The following is a 19,549-nucleotide window of genomic DNA, read 5'->3' on the forward strand; positions in this document are numbered from 1 at the left end:
CACCACCCTTGCAGGAAAGCGGAAAGTGTTGCGGGATACTTTACACCCCTGGGCAACCTTGCTGGAAAGCCCCGCACCGGCGTTTTGCAGGAGGGGCTTTAGCCCCGAGGCTTCTGGCGTGAAAGCGTCGGGGCTAAAGCCCCTCCTACAACAGCGATGCGCTCAGGGGGACCCACGGCACATCAGTTGTAAAGTTTTTTCAACGCGCTAAGCTGCCCGCATCCGTCCCGTCCCCTGGAGCCGCGATGAGCGCCGACGACACCTCCTCCGCCCTGGCCGACCACTACGCCCGCCAGAATCTGGAGGCACCCGCCTCGCTCGACCACTTCTGGATGCCGTTCACGGCCAACAGGCAGTTCAAGGCGAAGCCCCGGCTGCTCGCCAGCGCGTCCGGCATGTACTACCGCGATGTCGACGGCAACGAGGTGCTGGATGCCACCGCCGGCCTGTGGTGCTGCAACGCCGGCCATGCGCGGCCCCGCATCGTCGAAGCGGTAAGGCAGCAGATCGGCACGCTCGACTTCGCGCCCAATTTTTCGATGAGTTCGCCGCTGCCGTTCAGGCTGGCGGAACGACTGGCCGCGCTTGCGCCGGGCGACCTCAACAAGGTGTTCTTCAGCAACTCCGGCTCGGAAGCCGTGGACAGCGCGCTGAAGATCGCCCTGGCCTACCACCGGGTACGCGGCGAAGGCCAACGCACGCGTTTCATCGGTCGCGAGAAGGGCTACCACGGTGTCGGCTTCGGCGGCATGTCCGTGGGTGGCCTGCCGAACAACCGCAAGTGGTTCGGCCCAGGACTTCCCGCCGTTTCGCACATACGCCACACGCTTGACGTGTCGCGCAATGCGTTCTCGAAAGGCCTGCCGCCGCATGGCATCGAACTGGCCGAAGACCTTGAGCGGCAGATCGCGCTGTACGACGCCTCCACCATCGCCGCCGTCATCGTCGAGCCGATCTCCGGTTCCGCCGGCGTGGTGATCCCGCCGCAGGGCTACCTGCAGCGGCTGCGCGAGATCTGCGACAGGCACGGCATCCTGCTGATCTTCGACGAAGTGATCACCGGCTTCGGCCGCGTGGGGCATGCCTTCGGCGCGCAGCGCTTCGGCGTCACGCCGGACATGATTACCGCCGCCAAGGGCATCACCAACGGCTGCGTGCCGATGGGCGCCACCTTCGTGTCGGACCGCATGTTCGACGCGTTCATGAGCGGGCCGGACAGCGCCATCGACATGTTCCATGGCTACACCTACTCCGGCCATCCGCTGGCCTGCGCCGCTGCGCTGGCCACGCTCGATACGTACGAGGAAGAAAACCTCTTCGACAAGGCGCTGGAACTCGGCGACTACTGGCAGGATGCGCTGCATTCGCTCAAGGGCTTGCCCAACGTCGTGGACATCCGCAACTACGGTCTTGTCGGCGCGATCGAGCTGGCGCCACGCACCGGTGCACCAGGCACGCGAGCCTACGATGTGTTCAGTCGTGCCTTCCACGAGGGCCACCTGCTGATCCGGGTGACCGGCGACGTCATCGCCCTGTCGCCGCCCCTGATCGTGGAAAAGCACCACATCGACCGGATCGTGAATGTCCTGGCGGACACCATACGGGCAACCGCGTAAAATTACGGACCAATGGCACCAGCGCTCCCCACGCGCGAAGCCCCTTCCCGCTACTGGAGAGCAACATGCTGATTGGCGTCCCCAAGGAAATAAAGAACCACGAATACCGCATCGGCCTTACCCCGGCCGGCGCGCGCGAACTCGTCTCCAATGGCCACCAGGTCCTCGTGCAGCGCGACGGCGGCAAGGCCATCGGCCTGACCGATGAGCAGTACGTCAAGGCCGGCGCGCAGATCGTCGATACCGCCGAAGAGATCTTTGCCCGCGCCGACATGATCATCAAGGTCAAGGAGCCGCAGCCGAACGAGTGCGCCATGCTGCGCCCGGGCCAGGTGCTGTACACCTACCTGCACCTCGCACCCGATCCGGAGCAGACCAAGGCGCTGGTCGCCTCCGGCGCCACCTGCATCGCCTATGAAACCGTCACCGACCGCAAGGGTGGCCTGCCGCTACTCGCGCCGATGTCGGAAGTCGCCGGCCGCATGTCGATCCAGGCCGGCGCGCACGCGCTGGAGAAGGCGCAGGGCGGTTCCGGCGTGCTGCTCGGCGGCGTGCCGGGCGTGAAGCCGGCCGAAGTGCTGGTGATCGGCGGTGGCGTGGTCGGCATCAACGCCGCGCGCATGGCGATGGGCATGAACGCGCACGTCACCATCCTCGACCGCTCGCTCGACCGGCTGAAGTATCTGGACGAGCTGTACGGCCACCAGCTGACCACGATCTATTCCACCCGCGACGCCATCGAGGAACGCCTGCCCGACACCGACCTGGTGATCGGCGCCGTGCTGATCCCCGGCGCGGCCGCGCCCAAGCTCGTCTCGCGCGACCAGCTGAAGCTGATGCGTCCGGGCTCGGTGCTGGTGGACGTGGCGATCGACCAGGGCGGCTGCTTCGAAACCTCGAAGGCCACCACCCACCAGAACCCGACCTACGAAGTGGACGGCATCATCCACTACTGCGTGGCCAACATGCCGGGCGGCGTCGCCCGCACGTCCACGTTCGCACTGACCAACGCCACCCTGCCCTTCGCCGTGCAGCTGGCCAACAAGGGCGCGAAGCAGGCCATGCTGGACGACGAGCACCTGCTCAACGGCCTGAACGTGCACGCTGGCAAGATCACCTACAAGGCGGTCGCCGACGACCTGGGTTACGCCTACGTGCCGGCGCGCGAGGCGCTGGCCTGATCCTGCTGTTCCCTTCTCCCCGCCTGCGGGGAGAAGGTGCCGAAGGCGGATGAGGGGTACGCCGGAGCCATCACCGCCTCGGCGATGACGACCCTATCGAGCGACTGGAAAAAGCAACACTCGAAACACCGCGCCACGATTGAAGACAAGGGCTCCGTCGCCCCTCACCCGCCCTCCGGGCACCCTCTCCCCGCATGCGGGGAGAGGGACTCCACCAGGTAGTCGGCCATGACCGAAGCGTTGCATCACTTCTTCAAGGGACAGCGGATGGAGGGCACCAGCGGCCGCTTCGGCAACGTATTCGACCCCGCGACCGGCGCCGTCACCGCCCACGTGCCCTTGGCCTCGGCCGATGACGTGGAGCAGGCCGTGGACGCCGCATCCGCCGCCTTCCCCGCATGGGCCGCCACCACGCCGCTGAATCGCGCACGCGTGATGTTCCGCTTCAAGGAACTGATGGAAACGCACGCCGGCGACCTGGCGAAGATCATCACCTCGGAACACGGCAAGGTGCTGTCCGACGCGCGCGGCGAAGTGACCCGCGGGCTGGAAGTGGTGGAGTTCGCCTGCGGCATCCCGCACCTGCTCAAGGGCGAGCATTCGATGAACGTCGGCCGCGATGTCGATTCGTGGAGCGAATACGCACCGCTGGGCGTCGTGGCCGGCATCACGCCGTTCAACTTCCCCGCGATGGTGCCGCTGTGGATGTTCCCGGTGGCGCTGGCCTGCGGCAATACCTTCGTGCTGAAGCCGTCCGAACGCGATCCATCCGCCGCGCTGTTCATGGCCGACCTGCTGAAGCGCGCCGGGCTGCCCGATGGCGTGTTCAATGTCGTGCACGGCGACAAGGTGGCGGTGGACACGCTGCTCGACGAACCGCGCGTGCAGGCGTTGAGCTTCGTGGGCTCCACGCCGATCGCCGAGTACATCTATGCGCGCGGCAGCGCCAACGGCAAGCGCGTGCAGGCGCTGGGCGGGGCGAAGAACCACATGGTGGTGCTGCCCGATGCCGACCTCGACGGCGCGGTATCCGCGCTGCTCGGCGCCGGCTACGGCTCGGCCGGCGAGCGCTGCATGGCGATCTCCGTCGCCGTCTGTGTGGGCGATGCCACGGCCGATGCGCTGGTAGCCACGCTGGCGCCCAAGGTGGCGGCGCTGAAGATCGGTCCCGGCTGCCAGGATCCCGAGATGGGCCCGCTGGTCACCGGCGCGCACCGCGACAAGGTGCGCGGCTACGTCGATGCAGGCGTGGCCGAGGGTGCGGAACTCGTCGTCGACGGCCGCGGGCACGTAGTCGACGGCCACGCCGATGGCTTCTTCCTCGGCGGCTGCCTGTTCGACCGCGTGATGCCCGACATGACGATCTACCGCGAGGAGATCTTCGGCCCCGTGCTGTGCGTCATGCGCGTGCCCGACCTCGATGCGGCGCTGCAGCTGGTCAACGAACACGAGTACGGCAACGGCACCGCCATCTTCACCCGCGACGGCGGCGCGGCGCGCGAATTCGCGCACCGCGTGCAGGCCGGCATGGTCGGCATCAACGTGCCGATCCCGGTGCCGATGGCCTTCCACAGCTTCGGCGGCTGGAAGCGTTCGATCTTCGGCCCGTTGCACGTGCATGGCCCGGACGGCGTGCGCTTCTACACGCGCCTGAAGACCATCACCGCCCGCTGGCCGGAAACACACGCCGCCGAATTCGTGATGCCGACGATGAAGTAAAGTCGGGGCCGGCCCCCGCACGGTACTGGTCCATGTTGCTACGCCGCCTCATCCTGTCGCTGTCCTGCCTTGGTGCCGCCATGGCCGCCTCGGCGGCGGAACCCGTCGCATGGGTACGCGTCGCCTTCGATCGCGATGGCACCGTCGCGACCCGCGCCGAAGGCAAGGCCGATCTCGCCACCGGCCGCAACGTCACCGCTGACGATCCCGTGCGCGTCGCGTCGATCTCCAAGCTGGTCACCGCGATCGGCGTGATGCGGCTGGTGGAGGCCGGCACGCTGGACCTGGATGCCGACGTATCCACCTATCTCGGCTGGCCGCTGCGCCATCCGCGCTTTCCCGCAACGAAGATCACCCTGCGCCTGCTGCTGTCCCACCAGTCCAGCCTCACCGACGCCGCCGGTTACTACGCCACGCCGCTGGGCGAACCCCTGAAGACGATCCTCGACGATCCGAAGGCGTGGGACGACGCGCATGCGCCGGGCACGCACTTCCGCTACACCAACCTCAACTTCCCGCTGGTGGCGATGGCCATGGAGAACGCCACCGGCGAACGCTTCGATCTGCTGATGCGGCGACTGCTGATCGATCCGCTGCGGCTCGATGCCTGCTTCAACTGGGAAAGCTGCGACAGCGCGACAGCCGCGCGCGCCGTCGTGCTGTACCGCGATGGCCAACCGGTGCGCGATGACAACCGTGCCGGCAAACCGGCCTGCGCCGTGGTGGTCGGGGACGGGGCGGCCTGCGACCTTGCCCGCTGGAAGCCCGGCGATAACGGCGCCCTGTTCTCCCCGCAGGGCGGCCTGCGTATCTCCGCGAACGGCCTGGCGAAAATCGGCCGCCTGCTGCTCAATCGCGGCGAGGTGGACGGCGTGCGACTGCTGCAACCGGCCAGCGTCGCCGCACTCCTGGGACCTCAATGGACGTTCGACGGCCGCAACGGCGTGACCCACGAGGAAGACACCGGCAGCGGCCAGGCGAACGCCTTCTTCTGCCGCTACGGGCTGGCCGTGCAGAGGCTGGCCACTCCGGTGGCGGGCTGCGGCGACGATCCCTTCGGTGATGGCATCGCACGGGCCGGCCACGCCGGCGACGCGTACGGACTGCGCTCGGGCCTGTGGGTGGACCTGCACGCGGGTACCGGCGTGGCCTATTTCGCCACCGACACCGGAAGCTCCCCTGCCGGCGCGCGCTCGGCATTCAGCGGCATCGAGGAAGCGCTCGCGACAGGGGCTCTTCCGCAGCCCTGACAGCTGCGGAGCATCGCCTCCGTGCCCGCGCTCAAGATCTCCCCGGACAGGCCGATAGTGCCTACATGTCGCCCCGCGTCGGTCAATGCCGCGGGGCCCTAACGATCCAACAGGGGGATCCATCACCATGACGTCACGTCCGACCGTCCTGCTTTGCGACGACTCGCGCGCACTGCGCATGCTGGCTGCGCGCCAACTTGCCGATTGCGGTTTTGAAGTGGTCGGCGAAGCCGGCAACGGCCACGAGGCCGTCAACCAGTACCAGGCCTTGCACCCCGACCTGGTGCTGATGGACCTGGTGATGCCCGAATGCGACGGCAAGCAGGCACTCAGCCGCATCCTCGCGCAGGATCCGGCCGCGCGCGTGGTGATCCTCAGCTCGCTCGGCGCACAGAGCGACATCGAGGAATGCCTGAAGCTGGGCGCGCGGTCGTACCTGCAGAAACCCATCGATCCCGAAGTGATGGATCGCGTGCTGCACGAAGCGGTCGCCTGACCGCCGCGCACGCCCTTCCTTCACTTCCGCACGAGACGACACCATGGCAGCGAAATTCCTGGGCCAGTTCCTGCTGGAACGCGGCACCATCACCTCCGCACAACTCCTCGCCGCGCTCGATGCGCAGCGTGCGTCCAATCCCCTGCTCGGCGAGCTGGCCGTCCACCATCGCATGCTGGATGCCGCGCAGGCCCGCCGCATCAACGAGCGCCAGCGTGCCGAAGACCGGCGCTTCGGCGACATCGCCCTGGAAATGGGCCTGCTGGATGCCGGGCAACTCGATGTACTGCTGACCGCCCAGAAGAAAGGCCGCAAGCTGTTCGGCCAGATCCTGGTCGAGCAGGGCGCAGTGAGCGCGGAACTGCTCGACGCCGAACTGGTCGCCCATCGCCGCGACCTCGACGAAGCCAACCATGCGCTGGCGCTGGGCATTGCCGGCCACACGCTGGCCGACATGGCCACCAGCACCATCCGGGTCTGCAACCGCCTGTTCCCGCGCCTGGCCGGCAGCCAGTGCCAGGCATCGGGCATCGCGGACGATGCCGTGCTGGACGCCTGCGACGTCACCGCGCACGTACGCATCGACGCCGGTTCGGAATCCCTGCTGGTCGGCGTGGGATGCAGTCGCGCCACCGCCCGGGCCATGGCCTGCTCGCTGCTGTCGATCACGCCGGAGGAATGCGACGAAGAACTCGCCATCGATGCGCTGGGCGAACTGGTCAACGTGCTGATGGGCTACGTGGTGCGCGACACGCTCGCAGAAGACGCCAGCTACCGCGCGCACCCCCCGAGCACGGCACTGTCCGCCGCCGATCTGGCCTCCAGCCGAAGCACGCTGGCCCTGTCGATGGCATCCCAGCGCGGCGACTTCGTCCTCATCGTCGGTTGAAGCGGCTTACGCCCGCGTCAGCCGCCACGCGCGGTGGATGCGGGCGTTGCGCTCGAAATCCGGCGGAATGGTTTTCGCGCTGATGTCCTCGCAGCGCGCGAACTCGGCTACCGCATCCTCGTCCAGCTTGAAGCGGCGGAAGTTGTTGCTGAAGTACAGCACGCCGCCCGGCGCCAGGCGGGCGACCGCCGCGCGCAGCAGGCGCACCTGCTCCTTCTGCACGTCGAAGTCGTCGGCACGGGCGGAATTGGAGAATGTGGGCGGGTCGCAGAAGACCAGGTCGTACTCGCCCTGCTCCGCTTCCAGCCAACGCATGGCATCCGCCTGCACCAGACGATGCTTTGAACCGCCAAGGCCGTTCTCGGCCAGGTTGTCAGCGCACCACTGCAGGTAGGTCGCGGACAGGTCGACGCTGGTCGTGGTCGCCGCGCCTGCCACCGCCGCCTGCACGCTGGCCACGCCGGTGTAGCAGAACAGGTTGAGGAAGCGCTTGCCGCGCGCTTCCTGCGCCATGCGCCAACGCAGCGGGCGGTGGTCGAGGAACAGGCCCGTGTCCAGGTAATCGAACAGGTTCACCCGCAGCAGCGCACCCGATTCGCGCACCACGACGAATTCGTCCCGCTGCTGCATGCGGCCGTACTTCGCGCCGCCCTTGCCGCGTTCGCGCGACTTCACCGCGATCTGCTCCTGCGGCACGCCGAACACCTCGCGCGTGGCCGCCAAAAGCTCGCTGAAACGGCGACGTACGTCGTGCTCGGGAATGGTGGCGGGCGCGGCGTATTCCTGCACGTGCAGGAAAGTCCGCGCCTCCCCGCCTTCCTCCGCATACACGTCGATGGCGGCGGCGTACTCGGGCAGGTCGGCATCGTAGACGCGGTAGCACGTGACGCCGTCGCGCGCGCGCCAGCTCTTGAACTTCTTCAGGTTCTTGCGCAGGCGGTTGGCCACCATCTGCGCGCCGTCCGACAGCGGACGCGCCTCGCGCGGTTCGCGTGCGGGCACCGCGACCGGGTCGCAGACGATCAGGGCACACTCGATGGCGCCGTTGAACAACTGGTACTTCTTGCCGGCGCGCAAGCCGGTGGCATACCCCAGCTCCGCATTGCCGCACAGCAGGCTGGCCCGCCATTGCGGCACCGCGCGCTGCAACGCATCCCCCAGCGCGCGATACAGCGCGGCGTCGGCCGCCAGGCGTTCGTCGTAGGGCGGATTGCAGACCACCAGGCCGCGTGGTTCTTCGCGCACGGGCAATTGCGCCACGTCGCATGCCTCGAACTGCAACTGGCCGGCCAGGCCTGCGAGCACAGCGTTGTCCCGAGCGGCGCGGATCGATCCCAGGTCGACATCGCTGCCGAAGAAGGCCGGCCTGAGGGCCTTGCGGCCCTCGGATTCGCGCTGCACCGCGTCGGCGAACAGGGCACGCCACGCCTCCGCATCGAAGCCCAGCCAGCGCGATGGCAACAGGCTGCCGTGCCGCTGCAGGCCGGGTGCGACGTCGGCCGCCATCAGCGCGCCTTCGATCAGCAGCGTGCCGCTGCCGCACATCGGGTCCAGCAACGCGCCCCCTTCGTGGTACAGCGCCGGCCAGCCGCCACGCATCAGCACGGCGGCCGCGAGGTTTTCCTTCAACGGCGCTTCGTTCTGTGCCTGCCGCCAACCCCGACGATGCATCGGCCCGCCACCCAGATCGATGGAGATCGTCGCGCGCCCCTTGCGCAGCGACAGATTGATGCGCACGTCGGGCTGTTCCACGTCCACCGAGGGCCGCTCCAGCCCCTGCTGGCGCAGGCGGTCGACCACCGCATCCTTGACGCGCTGCGCGGCGTAGCGCGCATGGGTGATGGCTTCGCCGGAGACGTGGGCATCGACCGCCAGCGTCAGCTCCGGCCGCGTGTGCTGCTCCCATGCGATCGCCATCACGCCGTCATACAGCGCCTGCTCGTCGAGGCACTCGAACTCGGCGATCGGCCACAGCACGCGGCTGGCCAGGCGCGACCACAGCACGGCGCGCTGGGCATCCAGCGGTTCGCCATCGGCATTCACGCCCGCAACGGTGGCGGTGGCCTTGGGCACGCCGAGCGCAAGCAGCTCGTCGGCGAGCAGGTATTCCAGGCCTTTGGCGCAGGAGACGAAGAACTTCAAGGGAAACCTCGGATATTGAGCGTCGTCATCCCCGCTAAAGCGGAGAGCCATGTCGATGTTGCGTCCGACCTTTGCAGTGACAGCGCGAAGCAAGATGGATGATCCGCCGTTCGGCGGTTGAAAGCCCGGTATGCACCGGAATGTCGGCAGGGAAAATCAAAGACCGGCGAGCAACTGCCCGAAGGCTTCCGCCGACGCAGCCACATGGTCCGACAACCGGTGCCCGTCGTTCACCAGCAGCAGGCGGGCGCGGCGCGCGTGCGCCCAGTCGACCACGGCCTGCGCGGGAATCAGTTCGTCATCCCACCCGTGGATGACGGAAACCGGCACCGCTGCGGCATCGAGTTCCGGTAGCGGACCCATGCTGATCGGCGGCGCCATCAGGAACAGGCCGCGCACCGGCACTTCGCGCGAGATGCGGCCGGCGATATAGGCGCCGAGGCTGGAACCGGCCAGCACCACGGGACCGCGCGCGGCCGCCGCCTGTGCCAGGCCTCGCAGGCGATCCAGCCGCGCGACCACATCGCCCAGCGAGCTGACATCACGCCGCGCGTCCAGGTCCGTGTAGTCGGGACGTTCGTGACTCCAACCCAGGCGTTCGGCGACATCCGCCAGCGCGGTGACCTTGGTGGCATCGGGACCGCTCTCGAAGCCGTGCGACAGGATGCAGTGGCCGCGCATCACAGCGCTTCCACCGCGTCGCCGACGCGGAACGTGCCGCCCTCGACGATGCGCGCGCACAGGCCGCCATGGCCGCGCATCGCGTTGTAGCCGCCAGGGCCCAGCGCATCTTCCATGCGCGAACACGGATCGCACTCCTCGGTGCCCTCGAACACCGCGTCGCCGATGCGGAAACGACGCTCTTTCAGCGCGATCAGCGGAATGCCGGAGACGACCACGTTCCGCCGCAGCAGCGCGGGCGCCAGGTCCGGACGCTGCGCGAGCGCCGCGATCACCGGCAGGTGCTCGGCCTGGATCAGGGTGATGCCGCGCTTGCCGCTGCCGCTCTTGTAGCGGTCCCCGACCAGGCCAACGCCAGTGACGGCTTCGACGATCCCGGTGGCGACCATGACCTCATCGCGGGCCGGTCGCAGGCCGATCCACTCCACCTTGCCGGCACGCGGCAGGGTGGCCATGAGCTTGGCCAGCGGGGATTCGGGGTTGAGCGGCATGAGGAACCGGCTTGGCGGGGACGGCGGCCAGTTTACCGGACCGGGCTACGGCCCGCCCCCGCCTGCTAGCATCGGCGCATGAGCATCGAACGCCCCACTTTCGCCTGCATCGTCGATCCGCTGCCCTACGAGGAGAAGCTGGAAGCGCGCCCGCTGGCGCAGATCGACCTGGTGGTGGTCCACTGCACCGAACTGCCCGACCTGGCGATGGCCCGCGAGTACGGCGAACGCATCCTGCATGCCTCCGGCACCGGCAACAGCGGCCACTACTACATCGACCGGGACGGCAGCGTGCACGTCTACGTGCGGTCGGACCGCGTCGCCCACCATGTGCGCGGCTACAACCCGCGCTCGGTCGGCATCGAACTGGTCAATACCGGACGCTATCCCGACTGGCTCGCCGTCGGCAGCCAGAAGATGGAAGAGCCCTACACCGACGCGCAGATCGACGCCCTGAAAGCGCTGCTGGAGCATCTTCGGCAGGAACTGCCCGCGCTGCGCTACATCGCCGGGCACGAGGAACTGGACACCGCGCGCGAACCCGCCAGCGACGACCCGGACGTCAGCGTGCCGCGCAAGATGGATCCCGGCCCGCTGTTCCCCTGGGATGCCGTGCTGCGCGCCACCCCGCTGGAGCGCCTGAAGCCCCACGCAGTGTAGGAAGGGCTTCAGCCCCGACGCTTTCGTCTGCACCCGGCGACAAGGCATCGGGGCTGAAGCCCCTCCTACAGGGTGATCGCTATAATTCGCCGGTCTTTGCCATAGGCGCCGCCCTTGTCCCCCGCTCCCGAACCCGTCGTCTCCGAACTGATCGAACTGCTGTCGCTGGAGCGGCTGGAAGACAACCTGTTCCGCGGCCAGAGTCGCGACATCGGCACCAAGTATGTCTTTGGCGGCCAGGTACTGGGCCAGGCGCTGTCGGCCGCACAGGCCACCGTGGATGGCAGCAGCGGCGAGCGCCGCGCGCATTCCCTGCATGCCTACTTCCTGCGTGCCGGCAACATCGAAGCCCCGATCGTCTACGAAGTGGACCGCACGCGCGATGGCGGCAGCTTCTCGGTGCGCCGGGTGACCGCCATCCAGCATGGCCGGGTGATCTTCTTCTGCGCCGCGTCGTTCCAGGCCGGGGAAGACGGCGCGGAACATCAATTGTCGATGCCGGAAGTCCCGCAGCCGGAAGACATCGCCAATGCCCCACCCGTGCCCGCGGACGTGATGGCCACCTTGCCGCCGAAGGTCCAGCGCTGGATGTCGCGGCGCGGGCCGTTCGAGTTCCGCCACGTCTATCCGCGCGATGAACTGAACCCGCCCAAGCGCCCGCCGTTCCAGCAGGTCTGGTTCCGCCTGAGCGAACCCGTGGGCGATTCGCCCGAACTGCATCGCGCGCTGCTCGCCTATGCCTCCGACTTCCAGTTGCTGGGCACGGCCACCTATCCGCACGGCATCAGCTACTACCAGCCCAACGTGCAGATGGCGTCGCTGGATCATGCACTGTGGTTCCATCGCCCGTTCCGCGCGGACGATTGGCTGCTGTATTCCATCGACAGTCCCAGTGCGAGCAGTTCGCGCGGCCTGGCGCGGGGACAGATCTTCGACCGCCAGGGCCGGCTGGTCGCCAGCACCGCGCAGGAAGGCCTGATCCGCGTGGTGCCGGACGCGGAAGCGGCGTCGGCCGTGCCGGCGAAGGACTGAGGGCGCACGCATGCGGCAAGTGTTCTCCAGCCAGCGGATCGAGACCGTCGAAGGCGTGGCCAAGATGCTGACCGAGGCGGGCATTCCCGTCTTCATCAGCAACGGCCGCTCCTACCAGAGCAAGCGCGGCGGACAATTCAGCTATACCGAACCGGTGAAGGCGCAGCTGCAGCCCGCGCTGTGGGTACGCCATGCCGAGGACCAGCCACGCGCCCGCGCCCTGCTGCGCGAAGCCGGCCTGCTGGAGACCACGCGTCCGGGCCAGGGGCCCACGCTGACGTTCCGCACCGACCAGGAAGCCGACGCCGCGCCGCGGCGGTCGTGGGCCTGGCGCATCCGCCTGGTCCTGCTGGCGTTGATCGCCCTCGCTGCGGCGGTGATGTGGATGCGGCGCCCCGTGCCTGCGCCCGCGCCGGTACCGCAGCCGCAGGAAACGCCCGCCCCCGCACCGGCCGATGCAGCGCCGGAAGAAGACCGCATCCGCATCCAGCCCGCCACCGGCGGCTGAGCCCGGCACCTGCAGTGCCGGTTCCGGTCACATCCGTCGCACCGGTCCGTCAGGGTCATCAGCCCCTCCGATGACCCTGACCCGATGACTGCCCTTGCCCTCGACCTGATGCTGCAGACCGAACTGCCCGCTGCCGCGCGCGGCAGCCACGAAGCCTACGGCCGCATCGTCAACGCCTGCCAGAACACCGTCACCGCGATTGCCCTGGCGATCACTCGCGACGTGCAGGCCAGCGAAGACATCGCGCAGGAGGCCTTCCTCAAGGCCTGGCAGCAGCTCGACAAGCTCAAGAACACCGCCAGTTTCCTGCCCTGGCTGCGCCAGATCACCCGCAACCTGGCCCGCGACTGGCTGCGTGCGCAGCACGGCCGCCCGTTGTCCGGCGAAGCGGCCGAGATCGCCATCGGCATGGCCGCCGATCCTGACCCTTCGCCGTCGGAGCGCCTGTTGCAGACAGAGGAGGAAATCGCTGCCACCGAGATCATTTCCGCACTGCCGGAGGACAGTCGCGAAACCCTGCTGCTGTTCTATCGCGAAGGCCAGAGTTCGCAGCAGGTAGCCGAGCTGCTGGGCCTCAGCGATGCCGCCGTGCGCAAGCGCCTGTCGCGCGCCCGCGCCTGCGTACGCGAAGAATTGCTGAAGCGCTTCAGCGACTTCGCGCGTACCACGGCGCCCGGTGCCGCCTTCACCATGATCGTGTTGGGTGGCCTGGTCGGCGCAGTGCCAGCGGCAAGCGCAGCGACAGTCATCGGCTCCGGCGTACTCGGCACCGGACTGGTGGGCAAGCTGGGCACGGGCGGCCTGACCACGGGCGGCATCACCGGCGGCGTGGCCGGCGGCTCGCTGGGCGTGATCTTCGAACAGATCACCCAGCACCCGGCCGCCCTCGGCGGTGTCCTGGGCGGCGTGATCGGTGGCCTGGTCGGCTATGCCTTCACCTGGTGGTATCTCGCGCGCTTCTGCCAGACCGCGCAGGAACGCCAGCAGGTACGCCGCTTCATGGCCCTCAATGCGACCTCCGGCTCGGTGTGGCTGTTCTGCCTCATGCTGGCGACGGTCATCGCGACCGGCTGGGTGGCGATCGGCCTGGTCACGCTGGCGGGCCTGTGCGTGATCAACTACCAGTACCTGGTCACCCTGCCCCGGATCATGGATCCGATCCTCGCCCATCCGGCCAACACGCAACGGCGGCGCGGCTACGACTACGTGATCGGCAGGAAGGCCGTGGCGTTGACCAGCGTGCTCGCTATCGGCGCCATCCTGTATGCGCTGATCGACAGCGGGCGACTGCCCCTGTAGTTCCCCGGCCCTCGCGCACGGGTCACACTCTGCTTCGCCGGTCGTCGTGCCTGCATGACCATGAAGAAGCGGAGACACGATGGACGCCCTGGCGATCGAACTTTCCCTGCGTGAGACATTGCCGGCGGCCGCGCGCGGCGACCATGCGGCGTACGGCCGCGTGGTGGCGATGTGCCAGAACGCCATCACCGGCATTGCGCTGGCGATCACGCGCGATGTACAGGCCAGCGAGGACATCGCGCAGGAAGCGTTCCTGAAAGGGTGGCGGCAGCTGGCCACGCTGAAGAACCCGGACAGCTTCCTGCCCTGGCTGCGCGAGATCACCCGCAACCTGGCGCGCGACCACCTGCGCGCGCAGCGACGGCGTCCGATGACGGGCGGTACGGCGGAACTGGCATTGACGCTCGCCGCCGACACCGCGCCCACGCCGGCCGAGACGCTGTTGCAGACCGAACAGGAACAGGCCGCGCGCGAGGTCATCGCGGCCTTGCCGGAAGACAGTCGCGAAGTGCTGCTGCTCTACTATCGCGAAGGCCAGCGCTCGCATCAGGTCGCCCGTTTGCTGGGCATCACCGACGCCGCCGTGCGCAAGCGCCTGTCGCGTGCGCGCCAGTACGTGCGCGAAGACCTGATGACGCGCTTCGCCGAGTTCGCACACACGTCGGCGCCGTCGGCGGCGTTCGCCAGCGGAGTGTTGGGCATGCTGGCCGTTGCTGCACCGCCCACTGCGGGGGCCGCTGTACTCGGCACTGGCGGTGCGGTTGCAGGCAAGGGATTGCTGAAGCTGCTGGGCGGATCGGCAGGCGTCGCGGCGCTGGGAACATTCATCGGCATCAGTGCGGTGTGGTTCGGCATCCGCAAGCCACTGAAGGATCCTCTGGATGCCCAGGAACGACGCGACCTGGTCCGCTACGGCGTGTTCTGCACCCTGCTGATCGCGGGCTTCGTCGCGGGCATCATCGCCCTGGCACAGGTGCGCGGGTGGGTACCGCACCTGGGGGTAACCCTGGTCTACATCGGCGGCATCTGCTGGGCCAGCGGCCATTGGCTGCCGCGCATCCTGAAGCGCCGCCAGGACCGGGACCTGCAACGCGACCCGGAAGGCATGCGCCGGCAGGTGCGGCGCCAGCGCTTCTGGCGGATGTGGGGTCTCGTGCTGGCAGTTGGCCTGGCGCTGACCGGACTGTTCACGGGGCTGATCATGTCGGGCCGCCTCTCTTTCTTACGACCCGGTACGCACGCACCCGGAAACCCGGGGGCGTGCGTGGTGCTCAGCGTCGGGAAGGCTTGCCGGCGGCCAGTTCTTCCCGGGACAGGGCGCCATCCTTGTTGGCGTCCAGCGCATCGAAACGGCTGGCCAGACGAGCGTTGTCCTTCACTTCTTCACGCGACAGGCTCCCATCCCTGTCCTTGTCCGCAGCGGCGAAGCGCTCATCCATGCGGGCCTGCATGCGCTGCTGGAACTCGGTGCGACGCTGCACGTCCGCCTGGTCGATCTCCGCACGGGTCAGCTTGCCGTCCTTGTCGGCATCGGCCTTGGCGAACCATTCGTCGCGGCGTTGCTTGCCGCGCGCTTCACGATCGGCGCGGTCGATCACGCCATCCCTGTTCGCATCCATCGTGTCGAAGCGCTCGGCGAAACGTGGCTGCGCTGCGGCTTCGGCACGGCTGACCTTCCCGTCGCCATCGGTATCCAGCTTCCTGAAGCCATCGCCGTGACGCGATCCGCCATGGCGACCATGTCCGCGCATTCCCTTGTGCTGCGGACGTTCGTCGGCAGTCAGCTTGCCATCGCCGTTCTTGTCCAGATCGGCGAAACGCTCGGCCAGGCGCGGATGCGCCGCCGCTTCAGCCTTGTCGATGGCGCCATCGGCATTCTTGTCCAGGCTCGCGCGCGCCGGCTTCTGCGCGTCGCCGGCCTGTGTGGCGGCCAGCGCGGAGCCGGCGCCGAGGGCGGCCAGCACGGCCACGAAAAGCAGGGTCTTGCGGTTCATCATGTTCTCCTGGAGACGCGGCACCGGTTGCGCCACTGACACAGAAAACGCGCTGATGCTGCCCGCGTTGACGCGCCGACGGCCGCGTTCAGCTAGCGGACGGTCGCGGTCCACGCGACACCGGCGCCGCAGTATGCTGACCGCATGCCTGCCCCACTCGCCCGCGCCCTCTCCATCTTCGGCCACCCGATGCTGGTGTTGCCGATGGCGGTGCTCGCCATCGCGCTGGCGCAGGGGGACCGCCGTACAGCCGCGTGGTCGGCACTGGGCTTCGGCGCATTCGCTGCGCTGGTAATGGGCTTCTCCTGGTGGCAGGTCCGTCGTGGGCGTTGGGGGCACGTGGACGCCAGTGCGCGGCATGAGCGCAGCGCCTTGAATCGCTTCCTGCTGATCGCACTGACGGCTGGCGCCGTGCTGGTCGCATGGCGCGGGGCTCAACCGTTGCTTGCGCTCGGGCTGGCATTGTCGGCGTTCATGATCCTGGCGGCCATGCTCGCGGCGCGCTGGTGCAAGCTCTCCCTGCACCTCGCATTCGCGGTGTTCGCCGCGCTCCTGCTGCACAAGGTGGGAACACTGTGGATGGTCATCGCCCTGCTGTTCGCCACCGCCATCGCGTGGTCGCGCCTGGCCCTGGAACGCCACACGCGTCGCGACCTGCTTGCAGGCGCGGTGGTTGGCGCAGTGGCGGGCCTTGCGTTCTGGCCGCTGGCTGCGCGCTGGGGAGGATGACGTGGGCGAGAACAACCAGCCTATCGACGACCTGCGCCTGTTCCATACCGGAGAGCATCCCTGCGGATACTGGCCCGACCGCGTCGCGCGCGACCTGGTGCTGGACCCGCGCGACCCGCGCCTGCCGCAGTTGTATCCGGATGCGCTGGGCTGGGGCTTCCGTCGCTCGGGCGATATCGTCTACCGCCCGCACTGCCGGCAATGCCGTGCCTGCGTGGCGGTGCGGATCCCGGTGGCCGACTTCGCCCCGGACCGCAGCCAGCGCCGCTGCGCCGCGCGCAACACGCGCGTGGAGACACGGATCGTCGCCGCGTTGCGTGGCGAGGAACACCTGGCCCTCTACCGGCGTTATCTGGCCGCCCGCCATCCGCTGGGCGGCATGGACGACCACGGAGCGACGGAGTTCGACCAGTTCCTGGTGGGCAGCTGGTCACGTGGCCGTTTCGTGGAGTTGCGCGAGGACGGCCAGCTGCTCGCGGTGGCGGTGACCGATGTCATCCCGGGCGCACTGTCGGCGGTCTACACCTTCTACGACCCTGCGCTGGAAGCGCGCAGCCTGGGTACGCTGGCGATCCTGCGGCAGATCGAATGGGCTCGGCGGGATGGCTACACGCACCTTTACCTGGGTTACTGGATAGAGGGCCACCGCAAGATGGACTACAAGCGCCGCTTCGCTCCGCTGGAATGCTTCGACGGGCGTGGCTGGGTTCGCGCGCATCTGTGAGTCGAGAGGCCGCGTTCGTGCGCGGAGTGTGGGACGTAAATGTGAATAGCAACTTCGTGATGAAGTGCACAGAATGTGCCACCGGCGCGATCGGCGTCGGCGCGGGAATCAAGACATCCACTCATCCGTTCGGAGCTTTCATGAAGTTCAACCTCCTTGCCCTTGCGGCACTGACCACCCTGGCCCTGTCGGCCTGCAAACCCGCCGACGAGGCGACTCCCCCGGCGGATGCTCCCATGGTAGAGGCGCCGGCTGCTGCCGATGCGGCCATCGCCACGTCCGACACGGTCGATGCCGGCACCGGCGTCGCCGAATGCGACCAGTACCTCGAAAAGGTCTACGCCTGCATCAGCGACAAGGTGCCGGAAGCGCAGCGCGACATGATGAAGCAAGGCATCGAGCAGTCGAAGGCCAGCTGGGCCACCGTCACCGACAAGACGGCACTGGCCGCCCAGTGCAAGACCGCGATGGACCAGGCCAAGACCGCGTACGCAGCGGTGGGCTGCTCGTTCTGACGTTCCACCGGGCCGACCTCGTCGCTGGCCCGCGGCGCCCCGGTCTCCCGGGGCGCTTTTTTTTACGCCTGTCACAGCGGCATGACAGAATCCACGCATGCGCACCCTCTTCCTCCTGCTCACGATGACGCTCGCTGCCTGCCACTCACCCAAGAAGCCAGGCGAGCCTGCCGGCCGGCAGGCCGTGACGATACGCGTGGCGACCTACAACACGTCGCTGTTCTCCGATGACGCAGGTGGCGTGATCAGGCAACTGGAAGACGACGACGCGCATGCGCGCAAGATCGCCGCCGTGCTGCAGAAGGTGCGCCCCGACCTGGTGCTGCTCAACGAGTTCGACTACGACGACGCACACCGCGCCGCCGACCTGTTCCAGCAGCGCTATCTGGATGTCGCCCAGCCCGGCGGCGGCGATCCGCTGCACTACGCCTACCGGTATCTCGCGCCAGTCAACACCGGCGTACCCAGCGGCCTGGACCTGGACCGCAATGGCAGTGTCGGCAGCACGGGACGCGAGCGCGGCAACGATGCCTGGGGCTACGGGCTGCACCCCGGCCAGTACGGCATGCTGGTGCTGTCGCGCTTCCCGATCGACGAAGCGCAGGTACGCACGTTCCAGCTGTTGCGGTGGAGCGCGATGCCCGGTGCCAGCAACCCCGTCGACCCGACGACACACGAACCTTTCTACACCGATGCCGTCTGGAAGCAGTTGCGCCTGTCGTCGAAATCGCACTGGGACGTACCGGTTCGCACACAGGACGGCGTGGTGCATTTCCTGGTTTCGCACCCGACGCCGCCGGTGTTCGATGGCCCGGAGAACCGCAACGGGCTGCGCAATGCCGACGAAATCCGGCTGTGGCGCGAATACCTGGGCGCGAGCGATGTCCCGTGGCTCTGCGACGACCAGGGGCGATGCGGGGGACTCGCCACCGACGCGCGCTTCGTCATCGCAGGCGACCTCAACAACGATCCCGCCGATGGCGACGGTCACCACGAAGCCATCATCGAGCTTCTAGAACACCCGCGCGTGATGCGCATGGCCACGCCCCGCAGCGAAGGCGGCGAAGAAGTCGCGCTCGCCTACGCGGCGAAGGGCTTGCAGCGCCATGGCGCACCCGCGCATGTCACGGGTGATTTCGGGCGCCGGAACGGCGCGCTGCGCTTGGACTACGTGCTGCCGTCCACCGGCTTGGCGTTGACGGGCAGCGGCGTGTTCTGGCCGAAGAAGGACCACCCGGACGCCGCCATCGCCGATGGCAGCGATCATCATCTGGTGTGGGTGGACCTGGCCCTCTAGGACGGAGCGCCGCGGCGCGACTTATGCCGCTCCCACTGCCGGCGCCGCGATCCGTGGGCCGAAGCCGAAGACGGCCTCGTTCTGTGCCGACACGATCATCCGGATCATGCTGCCCGGTACCATCAGCTCCACCTGCACGTCATGGCCTTCGGCATCCTTGCCCACCAGGGTCATTTCGGTGAAGGCGCCGCCGGTATCGATCTCCTTGCAGAAGATGTGCGGGCCTTCGGGCTGGTTGGTCAGATAGGGTTTGATCGCTTCACCCAGTGCTTCCAGCGCCTGCGGGAAGAAGAACACGGCGTAGCCGGTATTTCCGTTCATGGCGC

At 68.0% G+C, this 19,549-nt stretch carries 19 protein-coding genes and 2 pseudogenes; 15 read left to right on the forward strand and 6 right to left on the reverse strand.

The genetic code is table 11. The features are described from left to right. Positions 1–245: 245 nt before the first annotated feature. The 6 genes from WBN46_RS02680 to WBN46_RS02705 all read left to right on the forward strand — a co-directional run bounded on the left by WBN46_RS02680 (position 246) and on the right by WBN46_RS02705 (position 7,151). A complete protein-coding gene (locus WBN46_RS02680; RefSeq protein ID WP_337730199.1) occupies positions 246–1,616 on the forward strand; it encodes an aspartate aminotransferase family protein in 1,371 nt (456 codons plus the stop codon). 65 nt (positions 1,617–1,681) lie between these two features. Then, positions 1,682–2,797: an alanine dehydrogenase gene (gene ald / locus WBN46_RS02685; protein WP_192200692.1), complete on the forward strand. Its 1,116-nt coding sequence runs from the start codon at positions 1,682–1,684 to the stop codon at positions 2,795–2,797. A 228-nt stretch (positions 2,798–3,025) separates the two neighbouring features. Further along, a complete protein-coding gene (locus WBN46_RS02690) occupies positions 3,026–4,516 on the forward strand; it encodes a CoA-acylating methylmalonate-semialdehyde dehydrogenase (protein ID WP_337730200.1) in 1,491 nt (496 codons plus the stop codon). A gap of 32 nt (positions 4,517–4,548) precedes the next feature. Further along, positions 4,549–5,766, forward strand: coding sequence for a serine hydrolase domain-containing protein (locus WBN46_RS02695; RefSeq protein WP_337730201.1), 1,218 nt, complete (start codon positions 4,549–4,551; stop codon positions 5,764–5,766). Positions 5,767–5,893: 127 nt separating this feature from the next. Next, entirely contained in the window at positions 5,894–6,262 is a 369-nt protein-coding gene (locus tag WBN46_RS02700; protein WP_192200689.1) for a response regulator, read from the forward strand. Positions 6,263–6,305: 43 nt separating this feature from the next. After that, positions 6,306–7,151 carry a chemotaxis protein CheX gene (locus WBN46_RS02705; protein ID WP_337730202.1) on the forward strand — a complete coding sequence of 282 codons (846 nt, stop codon included), beginning with the start codon at positions 6,306–6,308 and terminating at the stop codon, positions 7,149–7,151. 6 nt (positions 7,152–7,157) lie between these two features. On the opposite strand, the gene rlmKL is transcribed toward WBN46_RS02705, so the two are convergent. The 3 genes from rlmKL to WBN46_RS02720 form a co-directional block, all read right to left on the reverse strand. Further along, the gene (gene rlmKL / locus WBN46_RS02710) at positions 7,158–9,293 is read right to left on the reverse strand and encodes a bifunctional 23S rRNA (guanine(2069)-N(7))-methyltransferase RlmK/23S rRNA (guanine(2445)-N(2))-methyltransferase RlmL (RefSeq protein WP_337730203.1); all 2,136 of its coding nucleotides are present in this window, start codon (positions 9,291–9,293) and stop codon (positions 7,158–7,160) included. Between the two features lie 156 nt (positions 9,294–9,449). After that, positions 9,450–9,977: a hypothetical protein gene (locus tag WBN46_RS02715; RefSeq protein WP_337730204.1), complete on the reverse strand. Its 528-nt coding sequence runs from the start codon at positions 9,975–9,977 to the stop codon at positions 9,450–9,452. Beyond that, positions 9,974–10,465: an MOSC domain-containing protein gene (locus WBN46_RS02720; protein ID WP_337730205.1), complete on the reverse strand. Its 492-nt coding sequence runs from the start codon at positions 10,463–10,465 to the stop codon at positions 9,974–9,976. Before WBN46_RS02720 ends, WBN46_RS02715 begins: the two co-directional genes overlap by 4 nt. Before the next feature lie 78 nt (positions 10,466–10,543). On the opposite strand from WBN46_RS02720, the gene WBN46_RS02725 reads away from it, so the two are divergent. From WBN46_RS02725 to WBN46_RS02745, 5 genes and pseudogenes are all read left to right on the forward strand, one after another. Continuing rightward, complete coding sequence (locus WBN46_RS02725; RefSeq protein ID WP_337730206.1) at positions 10,544–11,125, forward strand: N-acetylmuramoyl-L-alanine amidase; 582 nt, start codon at positions 10,544–10,546, stop codon at positions 11,123–11,125. Between the two features lie 114 nt (positions 11,126–11,239). Then, entirely contained in the window at positions 11,240–12,157 is a 918-nt protein-coding gene (gene tesB / locus WBN46_RS02730) for an acyl-CoA thioesterase II (RefSeq protein WP_337730207.1), read from the forward strand. A gap of 10 nt (positions 12,158–12,167) precedes the next feature. After that, positions 12,168–12,665 (forward strand): pathogenicity-like protein, encoded by a 498-nt coding sequence (locus WBN46_RS02735; protein WP_337730208.1) that lies wholly within the window; start codon positions 12,168–12,170, stop codon positions 12,663–12,665. A gap of 84 nt (positions 12,666–12,749) precedes the next feature. Continuing rightward, a complete protein-coding gene (locus tag WBN46_RS02740; protein ID WP_337730209.1) occupies positions 12,750–13,964 on the forward strand; it encodes a sigma-70 family RNA polymerase sigma factor in 1,215 nt (404 codons plus the stop codon). A gap of 79 nt (positions 13,965–14,043) precedes the next feature. Beyond that, positions 14,044–14,736: pseudogene (locus tag WBN46_RS02745) on the forward strand (RNA polymerase sigma factor); the annotation flags it as partial. A gap of 499 nt (positions 14,737–15,235) precedes the next feature. Here WBN46_RS02745 and WBN46_RS02750 read toward each other — a convergent pair. Continuing rightward, positions 15,236–15,415, reverse strand: a complete 180-nt coding sequence (locus tag WBN46_RS02750) for a hypothetical protein (RefSeq protein ID WP_337730865.1) — start codon at positions 15,413–15,415, stop codon at positions 15,236–15,238. A 33-nt stretch (positions 15,416–15,448) separates the two neighbouring features. Beyond that, positions 15,449–15,961, reverse strand: a pseudogene (locus WBN46_RS02755) (calcium-binding protein); the annotation flags it as partial. A 141-nt stretch (positions 15,962–16,102) separates the two neighbouring features. Between WBN46_RS02755 and WBN46_RS02760 the strand changes: the two are divergent. The 4 genes from WBN46_RS02760 (at position 16,103) to WBN46_RS02775 (ending at position 19,223) form a co-directional block, all read left to right on the forward strand. After that, the gene (locus tag WBN46_RS02760; RefSeq protein WP_337730210.1) at positions 16,103–16,687 is read left to right on the forward strand and encodes a hypothetical protein; all 585 of its coding nucleotides are present in this window, start codon (positions 16,103–16,105) and stop codon (positions 16,685–16,687) included. Position 16,688: 1 nt separating this feature from the next. Beyond that, on the forward strand, positions 16,689–17,411 hold the full coding sequence (locus WBN46_RS02765) for an arginyltransferase (RefSeq protein ID WP_337730211.1): 723 nt from the start codon (positions 16,689–16,691) through the stop codon (positions 17,409–17,411). A gap of 140 nt (positions 17,412–17,551) precedes the next feature. Next, positions 17,552–17,926, forward strand: coding sequence for a hypothetical protein (locus WBN46_RS02770; protein ID WP_337730212.1), 375 nt, complete (start codon positions 17,552–17,554; stop codon positions 17,924–17,926). Positions 17,927–18,023: 97 nt separating this feature from the next. Beyond that, complete coding sequence (locus WBN46_RS02775) at positions 18,024–19,223, forward strand: endonuclease/exonuclease/phosphatase family protein (RefSeq protein WP_337730213.1); 1,200 nt, start codon at positions 18,024–18,026, stop codon at positions 19,221–19,223. A gap of 21 nt (positions 19,224–19,244) precedes the next feature. Here the strand turns inward: WBN46_RS02775 and WBN46_RS02780 are convergent, their stop codons facing one another. Further along, positions 19,245–19,544, reverse strand: a complete 300-nt coding sequence (locus tag WBN46_RS02780; RefSeq protein ID WP_337730214.1) for a hypothetical protein — start codon at positions 19,542–19,544, stop codon at positions 19,245–19,247. Between the last annotated feature and the right edge of the window lie 5 nt (positions 19,545–19,549).

The sequence above is a fragment of the Pseudoxanthomonas sp. CCNWLW251 genome, from assembly GCF_037402255.1.
Lineage (GTDB): Bacteria > Pseudomonadota > Gammaproteobacteria > Xanthomonadales > Xanthomonadaceae > Pseudoxanthomonas_A.